Source organism: Bradyrhizobium sp. MOS001 (assembly GCF_004634465.1).
Lineage (GTDB): Bacteria > Pseudomonadota > Alphaproteobacteria > Rhizobiales > Xanthobacteraceae > Bradyrhizobium > Bradyrhizobium barranii.
In genome coordinates this window covers 167,522-193,475 of record NZ_SPVJ01000007.1, presented here as the reverse complement: position 1 = coordinate 193,475, position 25,954 = coordinate 167,522, and the positions used below count along the sequence as shown (strand labels likewise).

Annotated in this window: 28 protein-coding genes; 13 read left to right on the top strand and 15 right to left on the bottom strand. The window is 64.2% G+C overall.

Going from position 1 to position 25,954, the window contains the following annotated elements; all coding sequences use genetic code 11:
• Positions 1 to 14 precede the first annotated feature (14 nt).
• Both CT676_RS13525 and ykgO read right to left on the bottom strand, forming a co-directional pair.
• Positions 15 to 671 carry a tetratricopeptide repeat protein gene (locus tag CT676_RS13525; protein ID WP_094184308.1) on the bottom strand — a complete coding sequence of 219 codons (657 nt, stop codon included), beginning with the start codon at positions 669 to 671 and terminating at the stop codon, positions 15 to 17.
• A gap of 106 nt (positions 672 to 777) precedes the next feature.
• Positions 778 to 903 (bottom strand): type B 50S ribosomal protein L36, encoded by a 126-nt coding sequence (ykgO, locus tag CT676_RS13520; RefSeq protein WP_006611362.1) that lies wholly within the window; start codon positions 901 to 903, stop codon positions 778 to 780.
• A 330-nt stretch (positions 904 to 1,233) separates the two neighbouring features.
• Here ykgO and CT676_RS13515 point away from each other — a divergent pair, with 330 nt between their 5' ends.
• Entirely contained in the window at positions 1,234 to 2,118 is an 885-nt protein-coding gene (locus CT676_RS13515) for an amidohydrolase family protein (RefSeq protein WP_028147972.1), read from the top strand.
• 98 nt (positions 2,119 to 2,216) lie between these two features.
• Here CT676_RS13515 and CT676_RS13510 read toward each other — a convergent pair whose 3' ends face one another.
• The 3 genes from CT676_RS13510 to CT676_RS13500 form a co-directional block, all read right to left on the bottom strand.
• A complete protein-coding gene (locus CT676_RS13510; protein WP_085403385.1) occupies positions 2,217 to 2,714 on the bottom strand; it encodes a heme-binding protein in 498 nt (165 codons plus the stop codon).
• 38 nt (positions 2,715 to 2,752) lie between these two features.
• Positions 2,753 to 3,346, bottom strand: a complete 594-nt coding sequence (locus CT676_RS13505) for a hypothetical protein (protein WP_085403386.1) — start codon at positions 3,344 to 3,346, stop codon at positions 2,753 to 2,755.
• Between the two features lie 71 nt (positions 3,347 to 3,417).
• The gene (locus CT676_RS13500; protein WP_028147969.1) at positions 3,418 to 4,014 is read right to left on the bottom strand and encodes a Fe-Mn family superoxide dismutase; all 597 of its coding nucleotides are present in this window, start codon (positions 4,012 to 4,014) and stop codon (positions 3,418 to 3,420) included.
• Positions 4,015 to 4,547: 533 nt separating this feature from the next.
• On the opposite strand from CT676_RS13500, the gene CT676_RS13495 reads away from it, so the two are divergent.
• The 3 genes from CT676_RS13495 to CT676_RS13485 all read left to right on the top strand — a co-directional run bounded on the left by CT676_RS13495 (position 4,548) and on the right by CT676_RS13485 (position 6,833).
• Complete coding sequence (locus tag CT676_RS13495) at positions 4,548 to 5,279, top strand: haloacid dehalogenase type II (RefSeq protein ID WP_135214803.1); 732 nt, start codon at positions 4,548 to 4,550, stop codon at positions 5,277 to 5,279.
• A 41-nt stretch (positions 5,280 to 5,320) separates the two neighbouring features.
• Complete coding sequence (locus CT676_RS13490) at positions 5,321 to 5,788, top strand: YbaK/EbsC family protein (protein ID WP_014491890.1); 468 nt, start codon at positions 5,321 to 5,323, stop codon at positions 5,786 to 5,788.
• Positions 5,789 to 5,981: 193 nt separating this feature from the next.
• A complete protein-coding gene (locus CT676_RS13485; protein WP_085403388.1) occupies positions 5,982 to 6,833 on the top strand; it encodes an adenylate/guanylate cyclase domain-containing protein in 852 nt (283 codons plus the stop codon).
• 87 nt (positions 6,834 to 6,920) lie between these two features.
• Here the strand turns inward: CT676_RS13485 and CT676_RS13480 are convergent, their stop codons facing one another.
• Both CT676_RS13480 and CT676_RS13475 read right to left on the bottom strand, forming a co-directional pair.
• On the bottom strand, positions 6,921 to 7,274 hold the full coding sequence (locus CT676_RS13480) for a hypothetical protein (protein WP_085403389.1): 354 nt from the start codon (positions 7,272 to 7,274) through the stop codon (positions 6,921 to 6,923).
• 95 nt (positions 7,275 to 7,369) lie between these two features.
• Positions 7,370 to 8,356 carry a tripartite tricarboxylate transporter substrate binding protein gene (locus CT676_RS13475; protein ID WP_085403438.1) on the bottom strand — a complete coding sequence of 329 codons (987 nt, stop codon included), beginning with the start codon at positions 8,354 to 8,356 and terminating at the stop codon, positions 7,370 to 7,372.
• Positions 8,357 to 8,506: 150 nt separating this feature from the next.
• On the opposite strand from CT676_RS13475, the gene CT676_RS13470 reads away from it, so the two are divergent.
• A complete protein-coding gene (locus tag CT676_RS13470) occupies positions 8,507 to 8,764 on the top strand; it encodes a hypothetical protein (RefSeq protein WP_085403390.1) in 258 nt (85 codons plus the stop codon).
• A 128-nt stretch (positions 8,765 to 8,892) separates the two neighbouring features.
• Here CT676_RS13470 and CT676_RS13465 read toward each other — a convergent pair whose 3' ends face one another.
• Positions 8,893 to 9,414, bottom strand: coding sequence for a transposase (locus CT676_RS13465; protein WP_085403391.1), 522 nt, complete (start codon positions 9,412 to 9,414; stop codon positions 8,893 to 8,895).
• Positions 9,415 to 9,543: 129 nt separating this feature from the next.
• On the bottom strand, positions 9,544 to 10,482 hold the full coding sequence (locus CT676_RS13460) for a LysR family transcriptional regulator (RefSeq protein WP_085403392.1): 939 nt from the start codon (positions 10,480 to 10,482) through the stop codon (positions 9,544 to 9,546).
• A 118-nt stretch (positions 10,483 to 10,600) separates the two neighbouring features.
• On the opposite strand from CT676_RS13460, the gene CT676_RS13455 reads away from it, so the two are divergent.
• From CT676_RS13455 to wrbA, 3 genes are all read left to right on the top strand, one after another.
• Positions 10,601 to 11,353, top strand: a complete 753-nt coding sequence (locus CT676_RS13455; RefSeq protein WP_028147961.1) for an SDR family oxidoreductase — start codon at positions 10,601 to 10,603, stop codon at positions 11,351 to 11,353.
• Between the two features lie 50 nt (positions 11,354 to 11,403).
• A complete protein-coding gene (locus CT676_RS13450; RefSeq protein ID WP_085403393.1) occupies positions 11,404 to 12,102 on the top strand; it encodes a pirin family protein in 699 nt (232 codons plus the stop codon).
• 165 nt (positions 12,103 to 12,267) lie between these two features.
• Entirely contained in the window at positions 12,268 to 12,867 is a 600-nt protein-coding gene (wrbA, locus tag CT676_RS13445) for an NAD(P)H:quinone oxidoreductase (protein ID WP_071909485.1), read from the top strand.
• A 265-nt stretch (positions 12,868 to 13,132) separates the two neighbouring features.
• Here wrbA and CT676_RS13440 read toward each other — a convergent pair whose 3' ends face one another.
• Positions 13,133 to 14,017: an rRNA adenine N-6-methyltransferase family protein gene (locus CT676_RS13440; RefSeq protein WP_085403439.1), complete on the bottom strand. Its 885-nt coding sequence runs from the start codon at positions 14,015 to 14,017 to the stop codon at positions 13,133 to 13,135.
• A gap of 113 nt (positions 14,018 to 14,130) precedes the next feature.
• Positions 14,131 to 14,607, bottom strand: coding sequence for an Lrp/AsnC family transcriptional regulator (locus CT676_RS13435; RefSeq protein ID WP_014491880.1), 477 nt, complete (start codon positions 14,605 to 14,607; stop codon positions 14,131 to 14,133).
• 122 nt (positions 14,608 to 14,729) lie between these two features.
• Here CT676_RS13435 and CT676_RS13430 point away from each other — a divergent pair, with 122 nt between their 5' ends.
• Positions 14,730 to 15,269 carry an alpha/beta fold hydrolase gene (locus CT676_RS13430; RefSeq protein ID WP_085403394.1) on the top strand — a complete coding sequence of 180 codons (540 nt, stop codon included), beginning with the start codon at positions 14,730 to 14,732 and terminating at the stop codon, positions 15,267 to 15,269.
• Positions 15,270 to 15,290: 21 nt separating this feature from the next.
• Here the strand turns inward: CT676_RS13430 and CT676_RS43990 are convergent, their stop codons facing one another.
• From CT676_RS43990 to CT676_RS13415, 3 genes are all read right to left on the bottom strand, one after another.
• Positions 15,291 to 16,433, bottom strand: coding sequence for a GNAT family N-acetyltransferase (locus CT676_RS43990; RefSeq protein WP_085403395.1), 1,143 nt, complete (start codon positions 16,431 to 16,433; stop codon positions 15,291 to 15,293).
• Between the two features lie 117 nt (positions 16,434 to 16,550).
• The gene (locus tag CT676_RS13420) at positions 16,551 to 17,903 is read right to left on the bottom strand and encodes an O-antigen ligase (protein ID WP_085403396.1); all 1,353 of its coding nucleotides are present in this window, start codon (positions 17,901 to 17,903) and stop codon (positions 16,551 to 16,553) included.
• Positions 17,904 to 17,942: 39 nt separating this feature from the next.
• Entirely contained in the window at positions 17,943 to 19,010 is a 1,068-nt protein-coding gene (locus CT676_RS13415) for a glycosyltransferase (protein WP_085403440.1), read from the bottom strand.
• Positions 19,011 to 19,258: 248 nt separating this feature from the next.
• On the opposite strand from CT676_RS13415, the gene CT676_RS13410 reads away from it, so the two are divergent.
• Positions 19,259 to 20,245, top strand: coding sequence for a glycosyltransferase (locus tag CT676_RS13410; protein WP_085403441.1), 987 nt, complete (start codon positions 19,259 to 19,261; stop codon positions 20,243 to 20,245).
• A 6-nt stretch (positions 20,246 to 20,251) separates the two neighbouring features.
• On the opposite strand, the gene CT676_RS13405 is transcribed toward CT676_RS13410, so the two are convergent.
• Complete coding sequence (locus CT676_RS13405; RefSeq protein ID WP_085403397.1) at positions 20,252 to 21,280, bottom strand: glycosyltransferase family 2 protein; 1,029 nt, start codon at positions 21,278 to 21,280, stop codon at positions 20,252 to 20,254.
• Positions 21,281 to 21,676: 396 nt separating this feature from the next.
• On the opposite strand from CT676_RS13405, the gene CT676_RS13400 reads away from it, so the two are divergent.
• From CT676_RS13400 to CT676_RS13390, 3 genes are all read left to right on the top strand, one after another.
• Positions 21,677 to 22,477, top strand: a complete 801-nt coding sequence (locus tag CT676_RS13400) for a class I SAM-dependent methyltransferase (RefSeq protein WP_085403398.1) — start codon at positions 21,677 to 21,679, stop codon at positions 22,475 to 22,477.
• A 282-nt stretch (positions 22,478 to 22,759) separates the two neighbouring features.
• A complete protein-coding gene (locus CT676_RS13395) occupies positions 22,760 to 25,138 on the top strand; it encodes an exopolysaccharide transport family protein (RefSeq protein ID WP_085403399.1) in 2,379 nt (792 codons plus the stop codon).
• Entirely contained in the window at positions 25,131 to 25,937 is an 807-nt protein-coding gene (locus CT676_RS13390) for a WecB/TagA/CpsF family glycosyltransferase (RefSeq protein WP_085403400.1), read from the top strand. Before CT676_RS13395 ends, CT676_RS13390 begins: the two co-directional genes overlap by 8 nt.
• Positions 25,938 to 25,954: the final 17 nt, after the last annotated feature.

The window sequence follows — 25,954 nt, the reverse complement described above, 5'->3', positions numbered from 1 at the left end:
GATCAACTTGTCCGCTAGATGTCGCGGCCTTCGACCTTCTCGGTCAGCGCCTTGACCTGCTCGGGGATCTTCTCGAGGTGCGGATTGACGGCCAGCGCCTTGCGGTAGGCCTCGAGCGCACGTTTCTCGTCACCGACCTCCTGCATGATCATGCCGAGGCCTGCGAGTGCGCCGAAATGGCGAGGCTCCCGGATCAACACCTCGCGGATGTCGGCAAGCGAGCGGCCGTAGTCATTCTGCATGTAGTAGAGCGTGGCGCGCCGGTTCCAGGCCTCGATGTAGTCGGGCCTGAGCTTGATGACCGAATCCAGCAGCTTGATCGCGATGTCGATCTTCTGCGCGTCGACCGCGGTCTTGGCCCGCGCCATCAACAGCGATGCGGTGTCGCTCGGGGTCTGGATCCAGATCGCCCAGATCCGCGCCTCGACATGCTTGGCGCTGGCCTCGTCGGGCGCGGCCTTGAGCGCGCCGAACAGGAAATCGAGATTCTTGCTGCGGTCGACCTTGGGCAGCTTGGCCGGCGCCTCCGGCAGCTTCTTCTGTTCCTTGCCGGGAGGGGCAGGCAGCTCTTTCTGCGCCAGGGCTGGCGTAAGGCCAGTGGCGCCCAGCACAAGGGCCAGACACAGGGTGCGTGCGAAAGGGAAGCTCACTGCCAGGAATCTCACTGCCATGCGCAAAGTCTAAACGCGCAAAGCCGCCCTTGCAAAGCAAAGGCGGCGTCAAACTCGTGTGAGCCGTGGTCTTGCGGGGCGCGCGGAGGCGACCGCGAGGGCAATATCAGCCCTGGCGAGCCTTGAAGCGGCGCTGCACCTTGTTGATCACATAGACTCGGCCCTTGCGGCGGACCAGGCGGTTGGCGCGATGGCGACCGCGCAGCGATTTCAGCGAGTTACGGACCTTCATGGCAGAATCCTGAACGTTCGAAAGGCCGTGTTCGGCACTACCGTTTCGGCACGCGCGAATGTGGCAAAATGAGATCTTTCCCGCTGGCGGACCGACCGCCCGGGACGGGGCGGTTCTTAAGGCATGGGAGGACCGGATGTCAATGTTAACTGCCCGGTTCCGGGCCAGCAAATTCTGGAAAACAACCCCATGCAAAGTAGAAAGCAAAGTAGAAACGGCCGGATCGGCCCGATCTACGCATTTGTCGACTTGGGGCTTCGCTTCGACGACGTGCCTTGCCAAATTCGTTATATCATATAATCAATTCGTCAACCCGTCGGGAGGAAACCAATGCCGAAGCTGAAGCTGCCCAACATCGACGATGTCGTCGCCATCGACATCCACACCCACGCCGAGGAGCCCTGCGGCACCCATCCCGACGACGGCTATGACGATTTCCAGGCGCAGATGGCGGACTACTTCAAGTCGCCGCACAAGCATCCGCCGACCGTGCCGGAGACCGCGGCCTACTACCGCTCCAAGAACATCGCCGCGGTGATCTTTCCGGTCGATGCCGAGCGCGAGACCGGCTTCCGCCGCTACAAAAATGAGGAGATGCTGGAGATCGCCTCCGACCATCTCGACGTCCTCATTCCCTTCGTCTCGATCGACCCGCACAAGGGCAAGCTCGGTGTGCGCGAGGCGCGCAAGCTGATCGAGGAATACGGCGTGCGCGGCTTCAAATTCCATCCGACCATGCAGGGCTTCTACGCCAACGACCGCATGGCCTATCCGCTCTACGAAGAGATCAACAATGGCGGCGCGATCGCGCTATTCCACACCGGCCAGACCGGCGTCGGCTCGGGCATGCCCGGCGGGATGGGCATGCGGCTGAAATATTCGAACCCGATGTACATGGACGACGTCGCGGCAGATTTCCCCGACCTCAAGATCATCCTCGCCCATCCCTCCTTCCCCTGGCAGGAGGAAGCGCTGTCGGTCGCGACCCACAAGCCGAACGTCTACATCGACCTCTCGGGCTGGTCGCCAAAGTATTTCCCGCCGATCCTGGTGCGCTACATCAACTCGATCCTTCAGGACAAGATGCTGTTCGGCTCGGACTGGCCGGTGATCACGCCGGACCGCTGGCTGTCGGACTTCGCCAAGATCGAGATCCGCGACGAGATCCGGCCGAAGGTACTGAAGGCCAACGCGCGCAGGCTGCTGGGGATCTAGCCGCGTACTCATCGCCACGGCGCATTGAGGGCTTCGACCGGTTGCCGAAGCCCTCACGCTCAGGCGCTCAAGGCCTCGCTGAGGCGGGCAAGGCGGCCCTAAAACTCCAGCTTGTCGCGTATAGCGTCGATTCCGGCCCTGGCGCAGGCTTCGTCAGCATCACCGCCGGGCGCCCCAGACACACCGACGGCTCCGACCAGTGAACCGCCCGCTTCGACAATCAATCCGCCACCTATAATGACCGTGCCGGGGAGATTGCGGATACCGGCCTGCAGCATGCCAGGTTGGCTGACGGCATTCAGTTCGGTGGTGCTGGTACGGAATGTTGCTGCGGTCCACGCCTTGCCCGAGGCCGTTGAAACGGTGTGAGCACCTGCGAACCTGTCACGAAGGATCACCTGTGTCCCCCCGAAGCGATCGACGACCGCGACGGCGACCTGGTACCCGCGTGATCGGCAATCACCAAGCGATGCCCGGGCCAGATCAAGCGCCAGCTCGGGACTCAGGGATTTGTAGGTCGCGAGCGGCTCCTGCGCCATTGCCGGGTGCGCGAGCATCAACAGGACGGTGGCCGCAAGCAGGGTTCGAGCGAGCATGGTTTCTCCGACGTGAGAGGGTCGACGCCGATGTTAACCTAGTTCAGCGCACCGTATGTCAGGTCGTCGAATACGGTGACACTGTCGGCCTTGGTCCACAAGCCGATCATGCCGGCGTCCCTGATCGATTCGTCCTCGACCTCGAACATCGGCTTGCCGTCATACGTCACCTTGAATAGCTTTCCCGCGAATTCGCAACGTAGGGAATGCCATTGACCTGACGGCACCGATACCTTGACGCCATAGCCGCCTTTCCGGCCGACAATATCGAGCGCGCTGCGAACACCCTTGATCGTCTTGTAGAGCACAACATTGTCTTCAAGCGCGTTGGCCCGCACGACATAGTAATTGTCGGCATCCTTTGCGCGCCAGACAATACCGGCCGCACGATCCTCGGAGCCTGCGATCGCCTTGAACTTGACCTCGACGAACCCGTCCAGGATGCTGGTGCCGCTCCTGAGCGCCACTGGAAACGTCGCCTGACCGGATTGTTTCAGGACGTTCGGCTTGCTTGGCGCCGTCGACTCCACCTCGACCGTCCATTTGGGCTGGCCACGACCCGTCATCGTCAGCGTCCAGCCTTCGGGCGCTGCGCCGGTTGCTGCGTTGTCAAAATTTACAGTTTCTGCCATCGCGTTTCCTTCAACCAACAATAGGAACAACGCCGCCCCTAAGAGCGCTACGCTCGTTTTTTGCACGACGTCTAAGCTTCCCGCCTGTATTGATCGTACAGTGTTGCAGCGTTGTCCCATTTGATCGCTTCCATGTATATGTCGACATACTTCGCGGCCGCCGCGCCATAATCCATGTGATAAGCGTGCTCATACATGTCGAGCACCAGTACTGGGCGTCCGCCGGCCAGCGTCGTCGTGTGGTCGGCGGCCCACTGATTGACCAGCCGCTTGTCGCGCGGCGAGTAAGAAAGAATCACCCAGCCGGAGCCGCCGCCTTCGGCCTTGCCCATGGCGGAGAACTCCGCGCGCCACCGCTCCATGCTGCCGAAATCGCGCGCGATCGCGTCGGCAAGTGGTGTGCTCGGCTTGCCGGCACCGCCGAGCCCGTCGAAATAGATTTCGTGGAGGATCATCGAGTTTGACGCGACGAGTTCCTCGCGCTTCAGGCCGTTGATGACGAAGTTCGGAGCTTTCGCGAAGTCGAGCTCGGCGAGTTGCGTTCCGATCGCGTTGAGTCGCTTTACGGCACCGACATAGTTGTTCTCGTAGTGGCTGACGAGCACCTTCTCCGAGATGCCGGCAATGGATTTCGGATCGAACGGCATCGGCTTGGGCTGGTATGTCATTGGCCTGGCTCCTGTTGGCTGATTGGCTTGCGCAAGGGCTTGCGTCCCCGCGAGTATTGCGGTCGATGCCGCGGCGGCCCCCACGCACCTGATGAAGTCTCGGCGGTCGGTATTCGTCGTCATGGAGCCCTCCACGTCATCGTCGTCCCCGACTTGCCCCGTGTGCTCGCTAGCTCTTGGTGCTCGCCGTCTTGTCGAGTGCGCAAATAGACCGCGCGGTCCTTGTCGATACGGACATCGACGAGGGTCGGCGCGCTGGCGGCACCAATTGACGGGACAATTTCTCTGATGAGATCGAGATGAAAGAAGACATGCGGCGTCCTTGGTGACCAGGACGCGATACTTGGGCATGTCGCCTCGCGGGGAGATCGCAAATCCCCGTACCCTGAATTAAACGCCTGCCGGCGGCAGTGTCAATCTGCTGCGCGAGGTCGACGGGGTGACGATTGTTTGAAGAAGGTTCCGACCTTGTCGAGTACCGGGCCGTTTCGGTATTGTCCGTGCGCCACCGCAAAGTCCCAAAGGAGCGAGCCATGAGCATCAAGGCCGTCGTCTTCGACGCTTACGGAACGCTCTACGACATCCAGTCCGTCGCAGAGATCACCGAGGATGCTTTTCCGGGCTATGGCGAGATCATCACGCAGGTCTGGCGGATCAAGCAGCTCGAATACACCTGGTTGCGCTCGCTGATGCGGCGCTACCAGGATTTTGCCGCCGTCACGCGCGACTCGCTCGCCTATACGCTGCGCCTGCTCGGCCTCGCCTATGAAGGCGAAGCGTTCGAGCGGGTGATCGAGAAATATCTGGATCTCGATCTCTATCCGGATGCAGCCGCCGCGCTTGCGGCGCTGAAGCCGCGAAAACTCGCCATCCTCTCGAATGGCCGTCCGGACATGCTGAATGCGCTCGTGCGCAATTCCGGGCTCGACCGTCTGCTCGATGCCACCATCAGCGTGGATGCGAAGAAGGTCTTCAAGCCGTCTCCAGAGGCCTACACGCTGATCGGCGAGGTGTTCGGCACCAGGCCGGATGAGGTTCTGTTCGTCTCGTCCAATCCCTGGGATGTCGCGGGCGCGAAGTCGTTCGGACTGAACGTCGCCTGGATCGAACGTGTGACGCCCGAGGCGATGGCGCTGGCTTGCGTCGAGAACGAACTCGTGGCACCGCTGACGATGTATAAGGCGATCCGGACCCAGATGGACGAGCTAGGGTTCGCGCCGGATCATCGTGTCCGCGCGCTCTCGGAACTGCCAACGGTCGCCTAAGCATCGCCGCCCGCCCATGAGTCTGGAATGAGCTGTTTGGAATGAGCCTTCAATCCGTTCGCGCCTTCTTCGCCGAGAAAGCCCCCGACATCTCCGTCATCGAATCCCCGATCAGCTCGGCCACGGTGCCGCTGGCCGCCGAAGCCTATGGCGTCGAGCCCGGCCGGATCGCCAAGACCCTGTCGTTGCGCATCGGCGAGCGTGTGATCCTGATCGTTGCCGCCGGCACCTCGCGCATGGACAACAAGAAGGTCAAGGCTGCGTTCGGCGGCAAGCCGAAGATGCTGGGGCTGGAGGAGGTTGCCGAGATCACCGGCCACGAGGTCGGCGGCGTCTGCCCGTTCGGACTGAAGTCACCGCTGCCGATTTATTGCGATGTGTCGCTGAAGGCGTTCGACGTGGTGGTGCCGGCCGCAGGCTCGACCCACAGCGCCGTGCGCATCACGCCCGAGCGGATGGCGGAGCTCACCGCGGCCGAATGGGTCGACGTCTGCGAGCACAGGCCTTAAGGCGGCTCCGGCCTGTCCTCGTGAACCACGGCGCGGAGGGCGACCTCACGCCAGGTCGGTTTTGGCACCTGGCTGGCTGCATTCGTTGCACGAGTATGACGGTTTCGGGACTGGACGACCGGTCGTTGAGCCGCGATGGGGCCAGATGCGATGCCTGATGCAATTGCCGGTCAGGGAGGCTACCATATGGACCATGACCGACGACAAGGTGAAACGACGATTGACCACCGTCCTGTGCGCTGACGTGCAGGGCTATTCTCGCCTCATGGAGGCAGACGAGACCGGAACGTTGGAGACGCTGCGCCGCTACCGCACTGCCTTTGCGGGACTGGTGGAGCGTCATGACGGCCGGATCGTGAATACCTGGGGCGATGCTGTGATCGCCGAGTTCGCCAGCGTCGTCGAGGCCGTGCAATGTGCGGTCGAAATTCAGCAGGAAATTTCCAACCAGGATTCGGACCCACCTCACGCGAACCCGATGCGGTTTCGCATCGGCATTAACCTCGGCGATGTGATGGTGGACGGGTCCGACATCTATGGCGACGGAGTCAATATCGCGTCGCGGCTGCAAGAGCTCGCCGAACCCGGCGGCGTTGTGATCTCAAGCTCCGTCTACGATCAGGTGCACAACAAATTGTCCGTTGGCTTCGACTGTCTCGGCCAGCGACCAATGAAGAACGTTGCTCCCATGACCAGCTATCGCGTGGCCATGAGCGGCCAAAGCGCTGGGCGACGGAGCTTCCCGGTTGACGAAAGCCTCCCTCCCCAGGGGCGGGCTGTTGCAGATTCGGAAACTGGCGCGCGATGGATTGACAGCAGGCACGAGCCATCCACCTGGATGGGCTTCGTCTCGGATTGGCTGGCGAAGCTGCCCCGCCCGGTTGCAGTGGCCCTCACGGTTTCGGGCTTTCTGATTCTGATCAACGTTTTCACCGGCATGCACAAGATCTGGTTCCATTGGCCGGTCGCAGCATTGCTCTTCGGTGCCCTCTTGCGGACAGCACTCCGGCAGCGACCCGAGCCGAACAGCAAGCGGGATCGCTAAACGAGTCGGGAGTGAGGCGGTCGCTTCAGGTCATGACTTGAGCATGACCTTTTCGGAAAATCGCATCACACTTTTCCGGATCATGCTCTAGTCGTTGTCATCATCATAGGGACGTGGTGGCGCGGCGACAGGCGGCGGCGCATTGTTGTAGCGCGGCGGCGGCACAGCCCGGCCGCGCGGGACCGGCTGCTGCGGCTGGGCCTGGTTGTTCGACTGGAACACCGCCCGGCATGCGCTCGAAAGCTGCGGCGTGTTCTGCTGCAGGCAGGTCACAATGCGGTTCGTGTCCGGAATCTGGTCGCTGCACAGGCGCCAGACATCCGGCGTGCACGCCATCTGCTGTTCCATTGTGCCGCGATAGTCCTGGGCTGATGCCGCGCCCTGCGCGACGATGCCGCTGACTGCAAGCGCCAGACCCATCGCAATTCGCTCTGTTCGCATGTCCCGATCCTTCTCGCTTTCCTTGATTTGTCTTCAATCAATGAGACGCGGTCAGGTTCTGAACCAACAAAAAAATGTGAAAATGCGGCGGGAACCTATTCCACCTTGCCGATCTTCTTCACCGCCGCGATCAGCCGCGCGCTGTCCGTCGCCACGAATTGCGAGAATGCCGGCGCGTCCTGATAGGCGGCCAGACTGCCCGAGGCCTCGAAGCTCCTGAGCACATCCGGACTCGTCATCACCTTCGCCATCGCTTCGCGCAGGCGGCTCGCGACCGGCGCAGGAAGAGCGCTCTGTGCAAAGAGCCCGGCCCAGATGTACATCTCGACGTCCTTGTAGCCGAGCTCCTGAAAGGTCGGAACGTCGGGGAAGCTCGCGATGCGCTGTGCGCCGCAATTGCCGAGCACGCGCAGCTTGCCGTCGTCGACCTGCGGCTTCAGGGTGCCGGGCGCGGCTGCTATCGCCTGCACGGTGCCGCTGAGCAGCGCGGTCAGCGCCGGGCCCGCGCCGCGGAACGGAACATGCAGCAACTTGATCTCGGCGCTGCTCGCGAACATCTCCATCGCGACATGCAGCGTCCCGTAAGGACCGGACGAGCCGTAAGTGATTTGGCCCGGCCGCTTCTTCGCATCCTCGACAAAATCCTGCGCCGTCTTCCACGGCGCCGAGGCCGGCACCGCGAGCAGCGTGGGATCGGCGAGGACGCGCGCGATCGGCATGAACTGCGAGACTTCGTACGCAACGGGTCGGTCGAACAGGCGATCGGCCTCGGGGAGCACCGCGAGCGAGGACAGCGTCATCAGCAGCGTGTAGCCGTCGGGCTCCGCGCGCGCCGCCGCAGCATTGCCGACCGATCCGCCGCCGCCACCGGCGCGGTTGTCGACAATGACGGGCTTGCCGAGGACCCGCTCCAGCGCCATCGCGACCGGACGCGCGGCAAGATCGGCCTGACCGCCCGCCGGAAACGGCACGATCATGGTGATGTTGCGCACCGGATAGGCTTGCGCGAAGGCCTTGTCAGGTAAAGCAGCCCGCAACAACGGCAATGCCGCAGCCGCGCGCAAGAGATCGCGTCGATCCATCATAGTCCCCTCGCCCCCGATTTTCTTTGTTTCGCTGGCAGCCTAACCGGCCGAGCGGCAAGAACAAGGCGTTTACGAAGTATTGACCATGTTCGGCCCGGCCCGGAACGCTTCCCTGAACCCGCTGTTGCCCTCTTGAGGGAGTGGGTGATGCGGAATCTTGCGACCATCGACGTCGCCCTGGACGAGATGCTGGTGAATCTCGCAGCGATCGTCTTGCGGCTTTCAAAGCCCGAATTGACGCGAACGCCGGAAGCGCGGCGCGCGCTGGCGCAATCGGTCCATCAATACGCCGCCTGCGCGGCACGCTCGAACGACCCACGTGTGCACGAATTGAAGACGCAGCTGGAAGGGACGCTGAAGCCAGCCTTGCGCATTGTCGCAATCGACGGCGTGAAGGTGTCGTGATCGGAAGTCGTAATCTGAAATGGTGGGCACGCTTCGCTTTGCCCACCCTACGATAGTTGTGCGGAGGATCGACGAGCGAGATCTCGTAGGGTGGGCAAAGGCGCGCTCTTCGCGCGCCGTGCCCACCATCATTCTCCGAACTGCCCCGCGATATCCCGCATATCCCCTCCCCAATCCACGGGGAGAGTGCCTTGGTCGACGTAGCGATGGAAGCTGCTGAGCGACCAATCGCGCACACGCGTGACGAGGCCATGCTTCACTGGATTGAAGTGGATGTAATCGACGTGGCGCTCCAAGTCCGCGTCGTCTCGAATCGCGTGCTCCCAGTAGCGGCGCTGCCAAATTCCCTTCTCGCGCTTGAGTGACTTGCTTGCCGAGCGCTCCTGCGCTTCCAATCCTCGCGAGAAACCGCCCTTGATCAAATTCCAACGCGACGAAAAGTCGGAATCATTCTCCGGGAGCGACCAAATGGCATGGAGATGGTCGGGCAGGATACAGATCGCGACGGTCTCGAACGGTCGGCGCTGCTGAACGGTTTGGTAAATTCGTCTTAGGCGATCAACATGATCCGCGAGCAGAGTGCTTGAACGATCGGCGAGCACGACCGTAAAGAAGAATGTGCTGCCTTGTGTGCGCCGATATCGAGACATCTGCGATCCCATCAGGCAAAGGCGTGGGCACGCTTCGCTTTGCCCACCCTACGATAGCCGTTTGCAGGATAGACTAGCGAGATCACGTAGGGTGGGCAAAGGCGCAACGCGCCGTGCCCACCAAGGGATCTACCCCGCTTTGTTGACACCCTTCTTCGGCCGCCGCTTGCACGTGCCTGGCAGCTTCGCCGCGAGAAAATCGCCGAGCGCCTCGACGCGTGCGGGGCGCGGGCCGCCGGGTGGCGTCACCAGATGCACGGCGCCTTCGGCCTGCTTCCAGTCTTTCAGGATCACCTCAACCTCGCCGGACGAAATCGCCTCGCCGACGATGAACTCGGGCAGCTCGGCGATGCCGAGACCGGCGATCAGCGCCGGCATCACGGCTTCACCGTTGTTGACGCGAAGCTGTCCGCCCGGACGGACGCTCGCCTGCTCGCCTGCCGAATTGGTGTAGTTCCAGACATTGGGCGTCGAGAGATAGGCGTAGCTGAAGCATTTGTGTTCGGCGAGATGCATCGGATGCGTGGGCCGTCCATGGCGCTTCAGATAGGACGGCGCGGCCACCGTGAAGCGCGGCATGGTGAAAAGCCGCCGCGCGATCAGCGAGGAGTCCGGCAGCCGCGCGATCCGCACCGCCATGTCAAAACCCTCGCCGATCAGATCGATGGTCGCATCGCTCAGATGCAGATCGACCGAGACCTCCGGATAGGTTTCGAAGAACTCCGGCAGCAGCGGCGCCACCGCCTTGATCCCGAACGTCATGGGCACGGCGAGCCGGACCAGGCCGCGCGGCGCCACCGATTGCGCCAGCGCCTCGTTCTCGGCCGCCTCGCCGTCGACGAGCAGACGCGTGGCGCGTTCGGCGAGCTTGTGCCCGGCATCGGTCAGCGCCAGCCGCCGCGAGGTGCGGTTGAACAGCCGGGCACCGAGCCGTTCCTCCAGTCGCGTGACCGCCTTGGACACCGTTGCCTTGGACATCGCGAGCTCGCTCGCGGCCCCTGCAAACGACCGTAATTCCACGACTTTTGCGAAAATCGCGAGCGCCTCGAAATCGGGAAGTTTTGCCATGTGCGCCGGTCCAATTGGGGTATTCTGGGAAACAATGCGTTTCAACAGTTTCTATTTCTATACCACAGGCGGAGGCTTATCCAAGGGGCATCAGACATTCAGGAAATGGAGAAATCCAATGACCAAGAAGCTCTCAGGCAAGGTTGCCCTCGTCACCGGCGGCTCGCGCGGCATCGGCGCGGCCTCGGCCCGCGCTCTCGCCGATGAAGGTGCGGATGTCGCCATCAGCTATGTCGCCTCGCCCGAAAAGGCCGAGGCGGTCGTTACCGAGCTCAAGGCCCGCGGCGTCAAGGCCCGCGCTTTCAAGGCCGATCAGGCCTCGGCCAAGGACGTGACGCAGCTCGTCAATGACGTCGCCAGGGAATTCGGCCATCTCGACATCCTCGTCAACAATGCCGGCGTTGCCGCCGGCGGCGCGATCGACGATGCGAAGGCTGACACGGCCGCGCTTGAACGGCAGGATTCCATCAACGTACACGGCGTGATCGCGGCGATCCGCGCTGCTTCGCAATTGATGGGCGAAGGCGGCCGCATCGTCACCGTCGGCTCCATGCTCGCCGACCGCGCCTCGTTCCCGGGGCTTGCCGACTACGTCGCCACCAAGGCGGCCGTCGTCGGCTACACCAAGGGCGCGGCACGCGACCTCGGCCCGCGCGGCATCACCGTCAACGTGGTGCAGCCCGGCTCGATCGACACCGACATGAACCCGAAGGACGGCGGCGAGTTCGCCGAGACGCAGCGCAAGCAGCACGCGCTGCAGCGCTTCGGCCGCCCCGAGGAAGTCGCCGCCGGCGTCGTGTTCCTCGCAAGCCCGGAAGCCTCCTTCGTCACCGGCACGGTGCTCAACGTCGACGGCGGGTTCGGCGCCTGATCAAGGCGGCAGCCGTTCAACCCAAAGGATCACACAAAGGAATTACGCAGATGATCGAACTCAGACCTTTCGCAAAGCTCGGCGGCGCCGATCACGGCTGGCTCAAGGCCAAGCACCATTTCTCCTTCGCCAGCCACTACGATCCGAACAACATGGGCCACGGCGCCTTGCGGGTGTGGAACGACGACGAGATCGCGCCGAACACCGGCTTTCCCGCCCATCCTCACGCCAACATGGAAATCATCACCTATGTGCGCGAGGGCGCGATCACCCATCAGGACAGCCTCGGCAACGAGGGCCGCACCGAAGCGGGCGACGTGCAGGTGATGAGCGCCGGCAGCGGTGTTCGCCACTCCGAATACAATCTCGAGCCGACCAAGACCCGGATCTTCCAGATCTGGATCGAACCGACCGCGCGTGGCGGCCAGCCGACCTGGGGCTCGAAGCCGTTTCCGAAGGCGGACCGCACCGGCAAGCTCGTCACCATCGCCAGCGGGATCGAAGGTGACACCGATGCGCTGCCGATCCGCGCCGATGCACGGGTGCTCGCCACCACGCTGAAGGCCGGCGAGAGCGCGGAGTATGAGCCCGAGAGGTCGCGGCATCTCTATCTCGTGCCGGCGGCAGGCGCGGTCGAAATCAACGGCGTGCGCGTCAACGCCCGCGACGGCGCCGCGATCCGCGACGAGGACAAGCTGAAGATCACGGCGCTCGAAGACTCCGAGCTCGTGCTCGTCGACGCGGCTTAACAACGCGCTTCGTCATGGCCGGGCTTGTCCCGGCCATCCACGCCCCACCATGGGCGCACAAGAACGTGGATGCCCGGGACATCTAGCGCGAAGACGCGCTTCGCGCTTCTGCCCGGGCATGACGTCCCCCACAAACAGTCAACATCGATCCCAACGGAGACCACCATGACCAAAGTTCTCGTCCTCTATTATTCCGCCTATGGCCACATCGAAGCGATGGCCAACGCTGTTGCCGAAGGCGCGCGCGAGGCCGGCGCCACCGTCGACATCAAGCGCGTGCCCGAGCTGGTGCCGGCCGAAGTCGCCAAGGCGTCCTATTACAAGGTCGATCAGGCAGCACCCGTCGCCAAGATTGAGGACCTCGTCAATTACGACGCAATCATCGTCGGCACCGGCACCCGCTTCGGCCGCATGGCCTCGCAGATGGCGAACTTTTTGGACCAGGCCGGCGGGCTCTGGGCCAAGGGCGCGCTGCACGGCAAGGTCGGCGGCGCCTTCACCGCGAGCGCGACCCAGCATGGCGGCCAGGAGACGACGCTGTTCTCGATCATCACCAATTTGCTGCATTTCGGCATGGTCGTGGTCGGTCTGAACTACGGCTTCGCCGGCCAGATGAAGCTCGACGAGGTCACCGGTGGCGCCCCCTACGGCGCCACCACGATCACCGGCGGCGACGGCAGCCGCCAGCCCAGCGCCAACGAGCTCGCCGGCGCGCGCTATCAGGGCCGCCAGATCGCGGAGACCGCCAGGAAACTTCACGGCTGAGCCTCGCAGTTAGGCTTGGCGAACGACCGCATGGCTGATGCGACGGGGGCGGCGTTCTCATTCGGGAATGCCGCCCCATCTACGTGGTCGGGATATTTGACCAAAAGCGATACGAATGGCTTTCGAACTCTTGTTGATCGCGCAGATGATCCGCAGGCCTGCGCAAGCATTGGCGCGGCGCTGGTATTGCCGCAGCCTGTTCCGCGCCTCGCGCGGCCGGCTGCATTGCGCCGGGTGCGCGAAATCGTAAGGCGCGAGCGATCAGTCACGCCTGCGTGAGGTCGGCGTGCGGCTTGATTGAATTCGTCTGGACGGGTGCCGCAGCCGTCGAAAGCCACCAGCCCTCACCGGCAAACCAGCACATCTCGTCCGGAGCGCCCTCTCTGCGCAGCGACTGCACGCTCTCCCATCCTTTGGCGAACGCCTCGGCCAATCGCCGGCCGGCATCTGCGTCCTGCAGTCCCGCGCAGCCGATGAACTGGGCTCGACTCAGGAATTTCGCCGGCCAGACCGCGCCCTCGTCCGGGCGCGTGATCATCAACATGCCACCGAGCATGCCCTCCGGCGCCAACGGAAACACCAGCCGGCCGCCGGGCCGCAGCGCATCGAGCCATTCCGTGGCCGGCTGCGCCGCGCCCGCACAGACGTAGATCACATCCGCTCCCGGTAAATCGGACGCGATGCCCGAGCGATCTTCCAGCTCGACATGCGGGATGTGCTTCAGATTTTCGCGCGCGAGTGCCGCCAGGCGTTCGTCGATCTCATAGGCATGGACACGGCCCGAAGGTCCCGTGAGCTCGGCCAGAATGGCCGTGTAGTAGCCGCTGCCGGCACCGATCTGGATCACCGTCTCGCCTTCCCGCACGCCGCAGCCGCTGAGCCAATAGGCGTGCGCGCCCGGCATTCCGATATTGAGGCCGCGCGCCGGATCCAGCGCCAGAAGCGTGTTTTGATAGAGGAAGGCGGGGTCATCGTCGGGCGTCACGACATAGGGATGACCACCGACGGAGATCGACCACGGTCCGGGCCCAACGAAGGGTTCGCGCCTGACCGTGCGAAAGGCCTGTTCGATACGGGGATCCGTCGTCTTGGCTGCGGCGCAGATCAACTGCGCATAGAATGCGCGATATTTTGCCGAACGATCTTCCATGTCGCCTCCGGAAAGCGGAGGCGACGATAGCACAAAGCGCGCGATCATCGAAGCTCGGCGCAATCGAAGGCTTTGTGACAGCCCGGTGACATGTCGATCGCGCGGGCCACGCCTCAACCGCGTTCGGTCTTCTTCCTGATGAGGTCTTTACCGATCGGTCGCGCCGGCTCGCTCCGCAGCACGAGCGAGGTCGTCACAGCGCCGAAGCCGGCGATACGATCCACGATCGTCTCCAGATCTTCCGGCGCCGGAACCAGCACCTTGAGCACGAAGCAATCATCGCCGGTCACGCGATGGACTTCGACGATGTGCGGAATCTCGCTGAACCGTTTGAGGCAGGTCTTGATGTGCTCATGCGAGGTGCGCAGGCGGACCAGCGCCATCAGGCCGAGCCCTAGCGCGCGCGGATTGATGCGGGCGCCGTAGCCTTCGATAATCCCGGCTTCCTCGAGCCGCTTCACGCGCTCGGAGATGGCCGGCTGAGACAGCCCGACGGAACGGCCGAGCTCGGACAGCGGCACGCGCGCATTGGCCTGCAATGCCTCCAGGATCTTCAGATCCTTGGTGTCAATGCTTCCGAAGCGATCCAAGACAATTCTCCATTCCACCTTGAGATCATCGGCAGATGATCTCCTTCGCCGATGACTTGCCATGTGACGCAGCACCAAGACCGGCCACACTGCACGTGCATCTCAGATATCACGGGACGATCATGCACGACATCATCACCTTGCCCGGCCTCGGCGGCTCCGCAGAGACTCATTGGCAGACACTCCGGGAGCGCAACGATACACGTTTCACGCGGTTTCAGCCGGCGAGCTGGGACCGGCCGGAGCTCGCCGATTGGGAGCAATCCCTGGAACAGGTGGTCGGGCGCTGCGCGAAGCCGCCGGTGCTGGTCGCACACAGCCTCGCTTGCCTGCTGGTGGCGCACTGGGCCACGCGCTTCCCATCCACGATCGCGGGTGCTTTTCTGGTCGCGGTGCCCGATCCCGATGGCGCCAATTTTCCCGCGGAGGCGGCTGCGTTCAAGCCGGTACCGGACCGTACGCTGCGCTTCCCCTCGCTCATCATCGCCAGCACCGACGATCCCTTTGGCAGGCTCGATAAGACGCAGCAGCGGGCGCGTGCCTGGAAGTCCGGTCTGATCGTGCTGGGCGCCCTTGGCCACATCAATGCGTCGAGCGGGCTCGGCGACTGGCCGCAGGGTCGCGCGCTGCTGGACGCCTTCAGTGCCGGCCTTTCGAGATGACGCGGGTGCGGGCGGCCTCCGTCACCGCATCTTGCGTATCGCCCGGCTGGCGAAGGCGGCGAGCCTGGGATAGCGACGCAGGTTCTGCGCGGTATGGTCGCGCCATGCATAGGGAGCGCCGCGCCAGGACAGTGCGATGCTGACATCGGTCAATGCGACCTTCGCGGCGCCGAAGCGGCGCTTGTAGTCCTGGTTGCCGATGCTGAGATCGAAACGGCGCACGCCCTCTGCATGCAGCGCCGCCATGGTCCGTTCGGTGACGAGCAGCCCCGGCGAGCAGTTCGACCATGAATCGCCGGCGTGGCTGATGCGCAGGAGGAAATAGCTCGCACCAGACCTGACGCCGAACGTGGTGGCGACGACGGCCTCGTCGCAGACCAGCGCCGAGATGACGGCATAGCCCTCCGCGATACCCTGACGGGCGACCTCGCGATAGAATCGGGCATGAGCGTCGTCGTTGAGGACGAAGCGCGAGCCGAGCTTTCGCATGCGGGCCTGCTGCTGGACATCCATCACGTCCAGCAGCTCGCGCGCACGCGCGACATCCGCCGCGATCTCGAGCCGCGCGCCGGCATGACGGCTGAAGACCCGCCAGCAGCGCGGCATCTGCATGCGCTTGATCGAGGCCCGGTAGGCCTCATAGTCGTCGCCCGTCAGCACGAGATTGCCGTTGAGCGAGCAGGATCCGATCCGTCCGAGCGACACCAGTGGGTTCGGCTTGCCACCGACATGGGCCGGCATCTTCTTCAGCCGCAGCAGATCGAAGCGGTCGGGCAAGGCGCGCACCGCGTCGATCAGCGCCTTGCCGATCGCATCCGTCGCCGCAGCGTCCAACGCGGCATCGAGCGCCAGGATCGGCGCGTTGTTGTCGGAGACGCCGAGATCGGCGAATTCGACGATGCGGATGCCGCGCCTGATGTGGCTGATCATCGGCACCACCGCGATGTCCTTGCCGGTCGCGGCATCGGAGATCAATGCGATCAGCGGTGCAAAGTCGTGAAACGCCTCGTACCATGCGCCGAGCCAGTAACCGTGCTGGAATGCGGTGCGCTGCCCCGCGCTCAGGCGCGATGCGGCCTGCCGCCAGTCACGCACGAAATCGACAGCGATTCCCGACGTGCTGGACGCAAGACCATCTGATTGCTCGACGCTGAGAAACGTCATCCGCGGGACATGCGATTACTGAATGTTTCCAGATAGATTATGTTTGTCGCAGACCACAAGTGACGTAACGGCTTATCGTTAAGCCAACATCACTATCGCTTCGGCTGCGACAAGCTGTCAGCGCTCCGGTTCCGTCTGTTCAACGCATTGGAACCTGGCGAGGAAATGCAGGCCAGCCACTGCAAGCGCGAACATGAACCAGATCGGATTCTGCCGTTCGAGCAGGAAGGTCTCGGTGGCGCCGTAATACAGGCCAAACAGCCATACGGTGAGGAACAATTTTGCCAGCGCGCGACTATGGTTGTGAGCCTGGGCCGACTGGAAATTGCCGAGCGGTGCGAGCACGAAGACGAGAATCACCAGCAACAGCCCCGGCAAGCCGATGGTGACCGCGAGGTCGAGATAGCTGTTGTGGCTGTGCGCGGCGGACGTCGCCCATTCGGACCCCTGGGCAGTCTGCCGCGCGGTCACGTCGTCCCAGAACGCCGCATAGCCGTGACCGATGATCGGCTTCTCGGCGACGGCCGCGAGCGCGAATTCCCAGATCGCGGAACGGCCGGTGAAGGTGGGATCGAGCGGAAGCAGCCGCGTCAGCGCCCCGAGTGCCGGGCTCAAGACGCTGCCGACCGTCAGCAGGTTCATCACGATCAGCGGCACGAAGCAGATGAGCCGCTTCAGCCACAGGCCTGGCGTGACATAGACCAGCGAGGCGAGCGCGTAGATCGCAAGGCACAGCACCGTCGATGTCTTGCCGCCGGTGAAGATCAGGAAGATGCCGGCAAGCGCGGCGATCGCGGGCCCCATCACGAACGAGCCGACGCCGCAGAGATAAATACCGACATAGACCAGGATGGTCATCACCGGCGAAGCGATGTTCTTGTGGCCGAAGCTGCCGCGCCAGTCGCCGGCAAGCTGCGGCTCGGTGAGATCGAGCGCGGTGTGCATCGAATATTGCGGCGCGAGGAAGACGCCGAGATAGCACAGCACCAGCAGCACGAGCGCGGCGCCGCCTAGGCACAGGTTGAAAGTCCGCTGTGTCGGCGGCAGCAATGGCAACAGCATGGCGAGCGACGTCACGCTGACCGCCAGCACGAAGCGCTGGATCGAAACGCCGCGACTCTCGGAGAAGACGATGTTGATCAACAGCCAGCCGACCAGGCAAAGATGCAGTGGCGTCACCAGGCTCTTCAGCGCAGGCGCATCGGTGCCGGCGACGAACAGCATCGCGACCGCAGCCAGCAGACCCCAGGAGATATAGGTGAGCGCCATGCGCCCGCCGACGACCGTGGTCACATCCTCGTTGCGAAGGTCAGGAAACGGATCGAGCGTGATCAGCACCAGCAGCAGCGCCGCAACCGCGACGAGACAGCGCGCCGCCTGCGCGGCATTCAGCCCCGCGAGCCCATCGTGCAGGACGTGGCCCAGCGTTCGGGTCTCCACGTCGGTCATGTCAGCGACGCTGCGATCCATGGCTCGAGGCAAATGGTGAAGCCGGGGAAACTCGAAGTGTTAGCCCGTCCCTGTTAAGCATCCGTCAACCAGCACGCCCGAGGCCCGCGACGCCGTCTGCGGCCCCACGATGCTGCGCGCGATCTCGTAATATTGCAGCGCCCGCTGCTCCAGCGTGAGATTGTCGAGCACGAAGCCGCGCGGATCGAACGCATCAGCGGTGCACCCGGCCCAGAAACAATCCCAGCCCGCCTCGAACCCCGCGATGTCGATGAACTTGGCGCCGCAGCGGTCATCCCAATACGGCACCGACGACACCGGCGCGAACTGGACGCGGTGCGGATAATAATCCGGGTCGCGCCACGGGCCGCCGGGGTCCCAGGCGAACACCGGCACGCCGCAGGACAGAGCCTGCTGATAGGCGATGCCCTGGCTCTCGTTCTGGCACAGGAAGATCATCGCGCGCGAGCGCGCCAGCGCGGCCTGATAGTCTTCTTCCTTGTAGCTGCCGTAGCGCAATTCCGTGAACGAGCGGCCCTCCTTGAGGAGGCGGGCGCGGACGGGCTCGATCAGCTCCGGCGCGTAGCGCTCGCGGTCCCAATGGACCTTGTCGTAGATCAGGACGTCGACGGTCTTTTGCGACGGCGCCGATGGCGCCCAGAGATCCGTGTCGATGCCGATCGGCCAGGCCTCCGTGTCGGGCCAGTACGGCCGGTACATGTCGACGTACCAAGGGCCGGGCACCACGACCTTCTTCACCGGCAGCCGCTTGAACAGATCAGGATCGTCCAGCGGATGATTGTGGGCGGCAACGCCGAGCAGGATCGGATTCTTCCACGCGAACTTGTCGAGCAGGAAGGTGCGGCCGATGATGCAGGCGAGTTCGTCGGGATGCTGCGCGATGTAACCGTAATCGTTGACGCGGTAGCGGATACCGAGCCGGTCGAGCCCTGCGCAGAGATTGAGGAACACGCGAAGCTGCCCGCTCATGCGCGGCTCACCGAGCAGCATCCGGCGCGCCATGCGCCGCAGATGCCGGTCGCCGGGAAACCAGCGATCGTCCTTGTCCTCGTAGAAGAGGTTGAGGACGATGGCATCGGGGTCGTGTTCGAACGTCTTTGCGGGCACTAGATCCATCCGCGGCAAACAGGTCGGCATTCTCGCATGGGACCGGCTGTCGCACTCTTCCAAATTTGCGACAGGCTTAATGCCCGCGGCTTAACGCTAATCTACGAAACCAGAAACACGCAGGCCTTCGCGACAACGATTTGGCCGTAATGCGAGTATCATTCGCGGCGGGCCAATGTTGCGATTGATCGCAATGCCAGTCGGCAGATGCGCCCTGGTTAACAGACCCCTAAAGGCGAGCCGTGGCTCTGATCACCGCCGAAGATGTTCTCGATTTACCGGCTACCTCGCGCGTCGTTCCGGCGCCGCGTCTCCCGCTGCCGGCCGGCTCAACCACATCGGTGTCCGTCGTCATTCCCGCCAAGAACGTTGCGGCCTATATCGGCGAAACCCTCACCAGCGCGCTGGCGCAAGGCGAGATCACCGAAGTGATCGTCGTCGACGACGGCTCGAGCGACACCACCACGGCCATCGTCCGCGCCATTCGTGACCCGCGGCTGCGCCTGATGACCAACGAATCCGCCGGCGTATCCGCCGCGCGCAATCTCGGCGCACGATATGCGAGCGGCGAATGGCTGCTCTTCCTCGATGCCGACGACCGCCTGCGCCCCGGTGCGGTCGCGGCGCTGCTGGCGGCGGCCCGCAATGCTCCGCGCGCGGTTCTCGTCTACGGCGACTACAACACGATCGACAGCGAGGGACGGCAGATCGGCCGGCGGGGCCTGCTGAAGGGACGCCGCAAGCCGTCCGGCGACGTGCTGGCGCGGCTCGCGGCCGGCAATTTCATCGTCAATGGCGGCATCGCGCTCGCACGTGCGGAGGCCTTCCGCGCCATCGGCGGCTTCGACCCTTCCCTCAGATATTGCGAGGACTGGCATTGCTGGTGCCGCCTCGCCGCCATCGGCGAGTTCGAGTTCGCACCAAAGCTTCTGCTCGACTATCGCCTGCACACCGCCAACACCATGAATGCGGCCGTGCGGACGCCGAAGGACTTCTTCCCTGCGATCGCGCGGGTGTTCGACGATGGGCTGATCCTGGCGAGACTGCCCGAGGGTACGGCGGCCGGGCTGCGCCAGGCCGCCGAGGTCCATCTCGTCACCTATTCGGCGATGCAGGCCGTCCGCTTCGGCAGATATCGCGACGCCTTGGCTTATCTCGGGATGGTCGGCCGGCGCTCGCTCAAATCGCTGCCCCGCGCCGCGGTCAGGGTCGCCCTCGCCCGTTTGGGCATCTAACCCGCGTCAAGATACGATTTTCGACGCTTCGTAGGGCTTCGGTGCGAAGCCGAATGCTGCGAGCATGGAGCCAAGCGCGACCAGCGCGGGATGCATGGCGACGACGGCCTTCGATGTCGCGAGAAGACGAGCGGAACGCGCCAGCGACAGCGGCAGCCGTCCGAGCATCTGCGCGAACACTCGCGCCCGCGCGCCCGCGCCCTGTGCGGCCTTGTACTGCACGCGATAATTGATAGCGCCAATACGCAGGCCGCGCTTGGCGATCCAGCCGAGGCTGGTGCGGCTTTGCGGCACGGTCTCGGTGATGACCGCCTCAGCCGTCCAGTGGAAGATCATGCCGGCATCGCGGCACCGCACGAAGAAATCGCAATCGCCGCCGCCGAGGAAATTGAAGCGCAGGTCGAACGCGGGACGATCGAACCGCTCGAACGCCGCACGCGTGATCAGGCAGTTGCCACAGCCATAGATCAGCGGCACCGCGCCGCTGTAATCATAGGCGGGGCAGAAGGCGGGATGATGTGCGAGCCAGGGCTTGCTGTCGTCGTCGAAGACCGGCAGCACCGGCCCGCCGACCACGTCGGCGCCGGTCGCCTCCGCGGTGCGAACCATCAGCTCGAGCCAGTCGGGCGAAGCGATCTCGTCGTCGTCGATCATCAGGAAGCGGGTCGCGGCGGGAAACAGCGCCTGCGCCGTCTCGAAGGCGGCGTTGATCGCCTGGCAATTGCCCTGCCGCTTCTCGACCAGGCAAACGCCCTGGAGCCGGCCGTCGGCCAGATACTCCGCGGCAACCGGCGCGCTTTCGCGCCCCGCCGCGTCGTTCTCGACCATGACCACCGCGAAGGAGCGCGGGGTGCGCTGGCTCACGAGCGAGTCCAGTGTCAGCCGCAGATGGTGCGGGCGGCGGAAGCAGGGAATGCAGACGACGATGCCGACCGACAGGTCGATGACGCGGGAGCTCGCCGCGATCTCCCGGTTGGGATCGCGCACGGCATCCGAGATCCGGCTGGCGGAAAGGTCTGTCGGGATCAGCGTCATGGCATCCTAGATGTCCGATATGTATTGAAAAAGCCCTGCGTCAATCACGCAGTAATCGGCGCTGTCCTGCGACGGCACATCGCCGCGGGACAGATCAGTCCCAAAATGAACGGCGGGCCCGAGGCTCGCGACGGCGCAACGCCGCGGATCTCCCGCCCTTCATACGCTTAACCGCTTTTGCGCGTTTCTCCTGCAAGTCCCCGCATACGTGATAGTGCAATTCGCAGTCCATCACGCGCACGACAGCGCAACATGGACAATGCCGTAGTTAACGCCTGCCCGCATTAACCCGACCGTAAGCACCGCGACCGGTGAAGCGGCGCGGCATCGGATTTGCTCTTCGGGCATGCGAGATTTTTCCTGTAAATTTGAGTCGAACAAGCGCGGTCAGAAAAAATGAACAAGCCAGCCTCGATCGATTTCGCGACAGCCACGGCGATTCAAATCCCAGCGGCCGGTGCACGCACCCAGGCGCTGCACGATCTGGTCCCCGGCGAAGCCCGCGACAGCCTGCTCGCCGTCCACGACGTGCTACGCCGCGAGCTGCCGCAGGGCCAGCTCGCCACCTACGAGGCCGGCGGCGGCTCGTGCAGCGTCCTGCCACCGGAACTGCTCAACCGCAGCAAGGTCACCGTCGTCGACATCGACGAGGACCAGGTCCGCAACAACACCTACGCGGACGAGGCGATCCTCGGCGACGTGCAGACTTACAGCTTTGGACGCGAAACCTTCGATCTGGTGATCTGCTACAACGTGATCGAGCATCTGCCCCATGTCGATGCCGCGCTCCTGAATTTCCGCGACGCGCTCAAGCCCGGCGGAATGATCCTGATCGGCGCACCCAATCCGCGCTCGCTGTCGGGCGTCGTCACCAAATACTCGCCGCACTGGTTTCATGTCTGGTTCTACCGGAATATCCGCGGCATCAAGGATGCCGGCCTGCCCGGCGAGCCGCCGTTCCCGACCTTCTTCCATCCGCTGGTGACGCTGCCGCGGCTCGAAGCATTCGCCGCGGCCAACGGCCTCGAGACGATCTACCGCCGCGAGGTCGAGAGTCCGCGCTATCCCGAGATGCGCCGGCGCAAGCCGCTGTTCGCCGCTCTGGTCGATGCCGGCGCCGCCGTGATGAACGCCGTGCTGCCGGACAGGATCGACGTTCGCCGCGGCGATTACCACGTCATCCTACGGAAGCGCTGACAATCATGACACGCGCGCGGTCCATCGCAGGACGAGCGAAGCCTGGCGGCCTCGCTGCGCGCGGTAACGAACCGTTAATTCCTTGGGGACCTCAGCGTCACCGCGACGCGTCGAAGAGTGGCATGCGCTTAAACGCTTTGTTTGCCATTTCGGTGAATAGTCCCTCAATGAGTATGGTTAATTTTCCCTGTTGCGTTGATTGGGCACCTATATCCCGGGTGCGTGGCGTAAAGCGAAGAGTAACCCCTCAGCCCGCGGTCGTTGGAATGAAAGCTGGGGACTATGCTTGACTACAACCAGCCGATAGATCGGGCCGGACCGGAGGCCCCGCAGCAGAGGTCTCAAGCCGGCTTCAACGTGCTGGAGCTCGTCAATCTGCTCTGGCGGCGGAAGATCGCGATTGCCGCTGCCGCGCTCCTCGGCGCGACGCTTGCCGTCACCGCGGGCAAGAGCGTGACGCCCCGCTACACCGCCACCGCCCAGCTCTATGTCGACCCGCGCGAGCTTCAGCTCGTCGATCGCGAGCTCACGCCGCGTGCCCAGGACGTCTCCGGCATGGCCATGGTGGTGGAGAGCCAGGCGCGCCTGATTACCTCGAACAGCGTGCTGCTCCAGGTGATCCAGCAGGCCAATCTGGACAAGGATCCCGAATTCGGCGGCGGCGGTGATGCCAGGAGCCTGCTGTCGTCGCTGCTCGGCCTGATCGGCCTTCAGCCCCGCGCGCCCTCCGCCGCGGAGACGAAGGAAGTGCAGCTCGCGGCGCTCGACGCGCTGAACAGGCACATCACGGTCCGCAAGACCGAGAAGAGCTTCATCGTCGACATCGAGGTCTGGTCGACCGATCCGGCGAAAGCGGCGATGCTCGCCAACACGCTGACAAATGCCTACCTCGCCGAATCCCGCAACTCGCAGGCTTCGGCCGCGCGGCGCGCCACCAACGATCTCTCCGGCCGCCTCAAGGAGTTGCGCGAGCGGCTGCGCAGTGCCGAGACCGCGCTCGCCACCTACAAGGCCCAGAACAATTTCGTCGGCACCCAGGACGCGCTGATCAGCGACCAGCAGCTCTCCGCCAGCAACCAGCGGCTTTCCGCGGCCCGCGCGGCGACGATGGACGCACAGGCGCGGCTCGACCAGATCGAGGCGAGCCGGCGCACCGCTGCCGATGCCGGCGCGAATTCGGAAGCGCTGCAATCGCCGACCATCGCGAACCTGCGCGCGCAATATGCCGACGCGCGCAAGAAGTATGCGGAGCAGGCCGGCGAGCTCGGCCCGCGGCATCCGGCGCTGCGCCAGACCGAGAAGCAGGTCGAGGATCTCAAGCGCACCATCAACGAAGAGATCGATCGCTTCGCGCAGTCCGCCAAGAACGATCTGACGCGCGCCCGCGACTTTGAAGCCTCGCTCAACCGGGCGCTGGAAGCGCAGAAGCGGCAGAGCGTCCAGCTGAGCCAGGCCGCCGTGCGCCTGCGCGAGCTCGAACGCGAGGCCGATGCCAGCCGCGACGTCTATCAATCCTTCCTCAAGCGCTCGCGCGAGACCGAGGAGCAGGAGACCCTGAACACCTCGGCGGCCCGCGTCATCGGCGAAGCCACCGTGCCGCAGCGGCGCTCGTTCCCGCCGGCGATGAGCATGTTCGCCATGATCGGCTTCATCTTCGGCGCGCTCGCTGCTGCAAGCTGGTTCGTCGCGGCCGAGCTGCTGTCCGCCGGTGCGACCGCGCCGGCAGCGCCCACACCGGCCCGTCGTGAGCGCACGCCGGCACCGCGGCCTCCGCGCGCGCCGGAGGTTTCACGGACACCGGAGGTAGCCCAGCCGCAGCCGGCTCCGCGAGCTCCGGAAATTGCGCAATCTCTACCGGAGCTCGCCGCGCCATCGCTGCAGCCGGAGATGGACGAAAATACGCTGATCGGAAAGCCGCTGATCGCGCGCCTCCAGGAGGCCGACGTCATTCACACGCTCGGCGCCATCCTCGCCACCGGCGGCGGTGTCGATCTGACCCGGCTTGGCTGGCCGACGCTGCGCCCCGGCTTTCCGCTGACGACGCTGCTCAACGCCTGGCGCGACATGCGCACTGCTGTGGCCCGGCGTGCCGGCGGCAAGGCCATGCCGGTCATCGCGCTCGTCGGCGCGGGCGAGACCACCGGGCGCAGCGTGACCGCGCTGAATTTCGCACTCGCGGCCGCGCGCGACGGCGCCCGCGTGCTGATGATCGATGCCGACCATCAGGCACACTCGCTCTCCAACAAGGTGAGCCGCCCCGGCAAGAGCGAGCCGAGCCGACTCGGCTGGCTCTCGATCGGCAGCAAGGCCTCGCGCGAGATCAAGACGGTCAACGGCATCTCGGTGCTGCCGGCCGCCGACGGCGATGCCGGCAAGGCGACTGAAGCCATGCGCAAGGCCATCGAGCAGGCGCGCGCCGCCGGCGGCTACGATCTCGTGATCCTCGACGGCCCCGTGACGCCGCTTGGTGCGGCCAGCCGCAAGCTGCTCGACGACGCCGACGCGCTGGTGGCGGTGCTGCCGACCAGCCTCGACATCAACGACGGCCTGGAAGAAATCCTGAACACGCTCGGCCGCGCCGAGCGCAAGCTCGTCGGCGTCGTGCTCGACGAGCTCACCCCCGCAACTCAAGCGCGCCAGCGAGGCAGACAATATGCTTGAGCGCCGCGTCAATCTGGACGGCCGGGCCGCAACCGCCGACGTGCCGCGGATCACTATCGGCGGCCTTCGCATGGCCGCGCTCGACCTGGAAGCAACTGCCGATTTCATGATCGAGGCGACCGATCCTGACAATCGCATCGGCCGTCCGCTGCACCTGACCTCGGCCAATGGCGAGGTGTTGGCGCGCTGCTCGACCGAACCGGAGACCGAACGCCTGTTCCGCGGCGCCGACCTCATCAACGCCGATGGCCAGCCCCTGGTCGCGGCGTCAAAGCTGCAATCCTGGTTTCCGCTGCCGGAGCGCGTCGCCACCACCGATTTGTTCCACGTGGTCGCGCGCAAGGCCGAAGCCGTCGGCCGCACTTTCTACATGTTCGGTGCCAGCGAGGAAGAGAACGCCGCGGCGGTCGCGAATGTCCAGCAGCTGTATCCAAACCTCAAGATCGTCGGGTACAGCCACGGCTATCTGCGCGGCGACGCCCTGCGCGCGAAAGTCGAGGAGATCAACGCGCTCGCGCCGGATTACCTCTGGGTCGCGCTCGGCGTGCCCAACGAGCAGGCATTCGTCGAGCAATACACGCCGCTGCTGACCAATGTTGGCGTTATCAAGACATCCGGCGGCTTGTTCAACTTTTTATCGGGCAGCCGGTCCCGCGCGCCGCAATGGATGCAGAAGATCGGGCTCGAATGGGCCTGGCGCACAATGCTCGAGCCACGCCGCCTGCTCTGGCGCTATTTGACCACCAACCCTCGCGCGCTCTATCTTCTCTTCAGCCGCAAACGGCCTTCCAATCGCTGAGAGAAGAGTAGAAGACG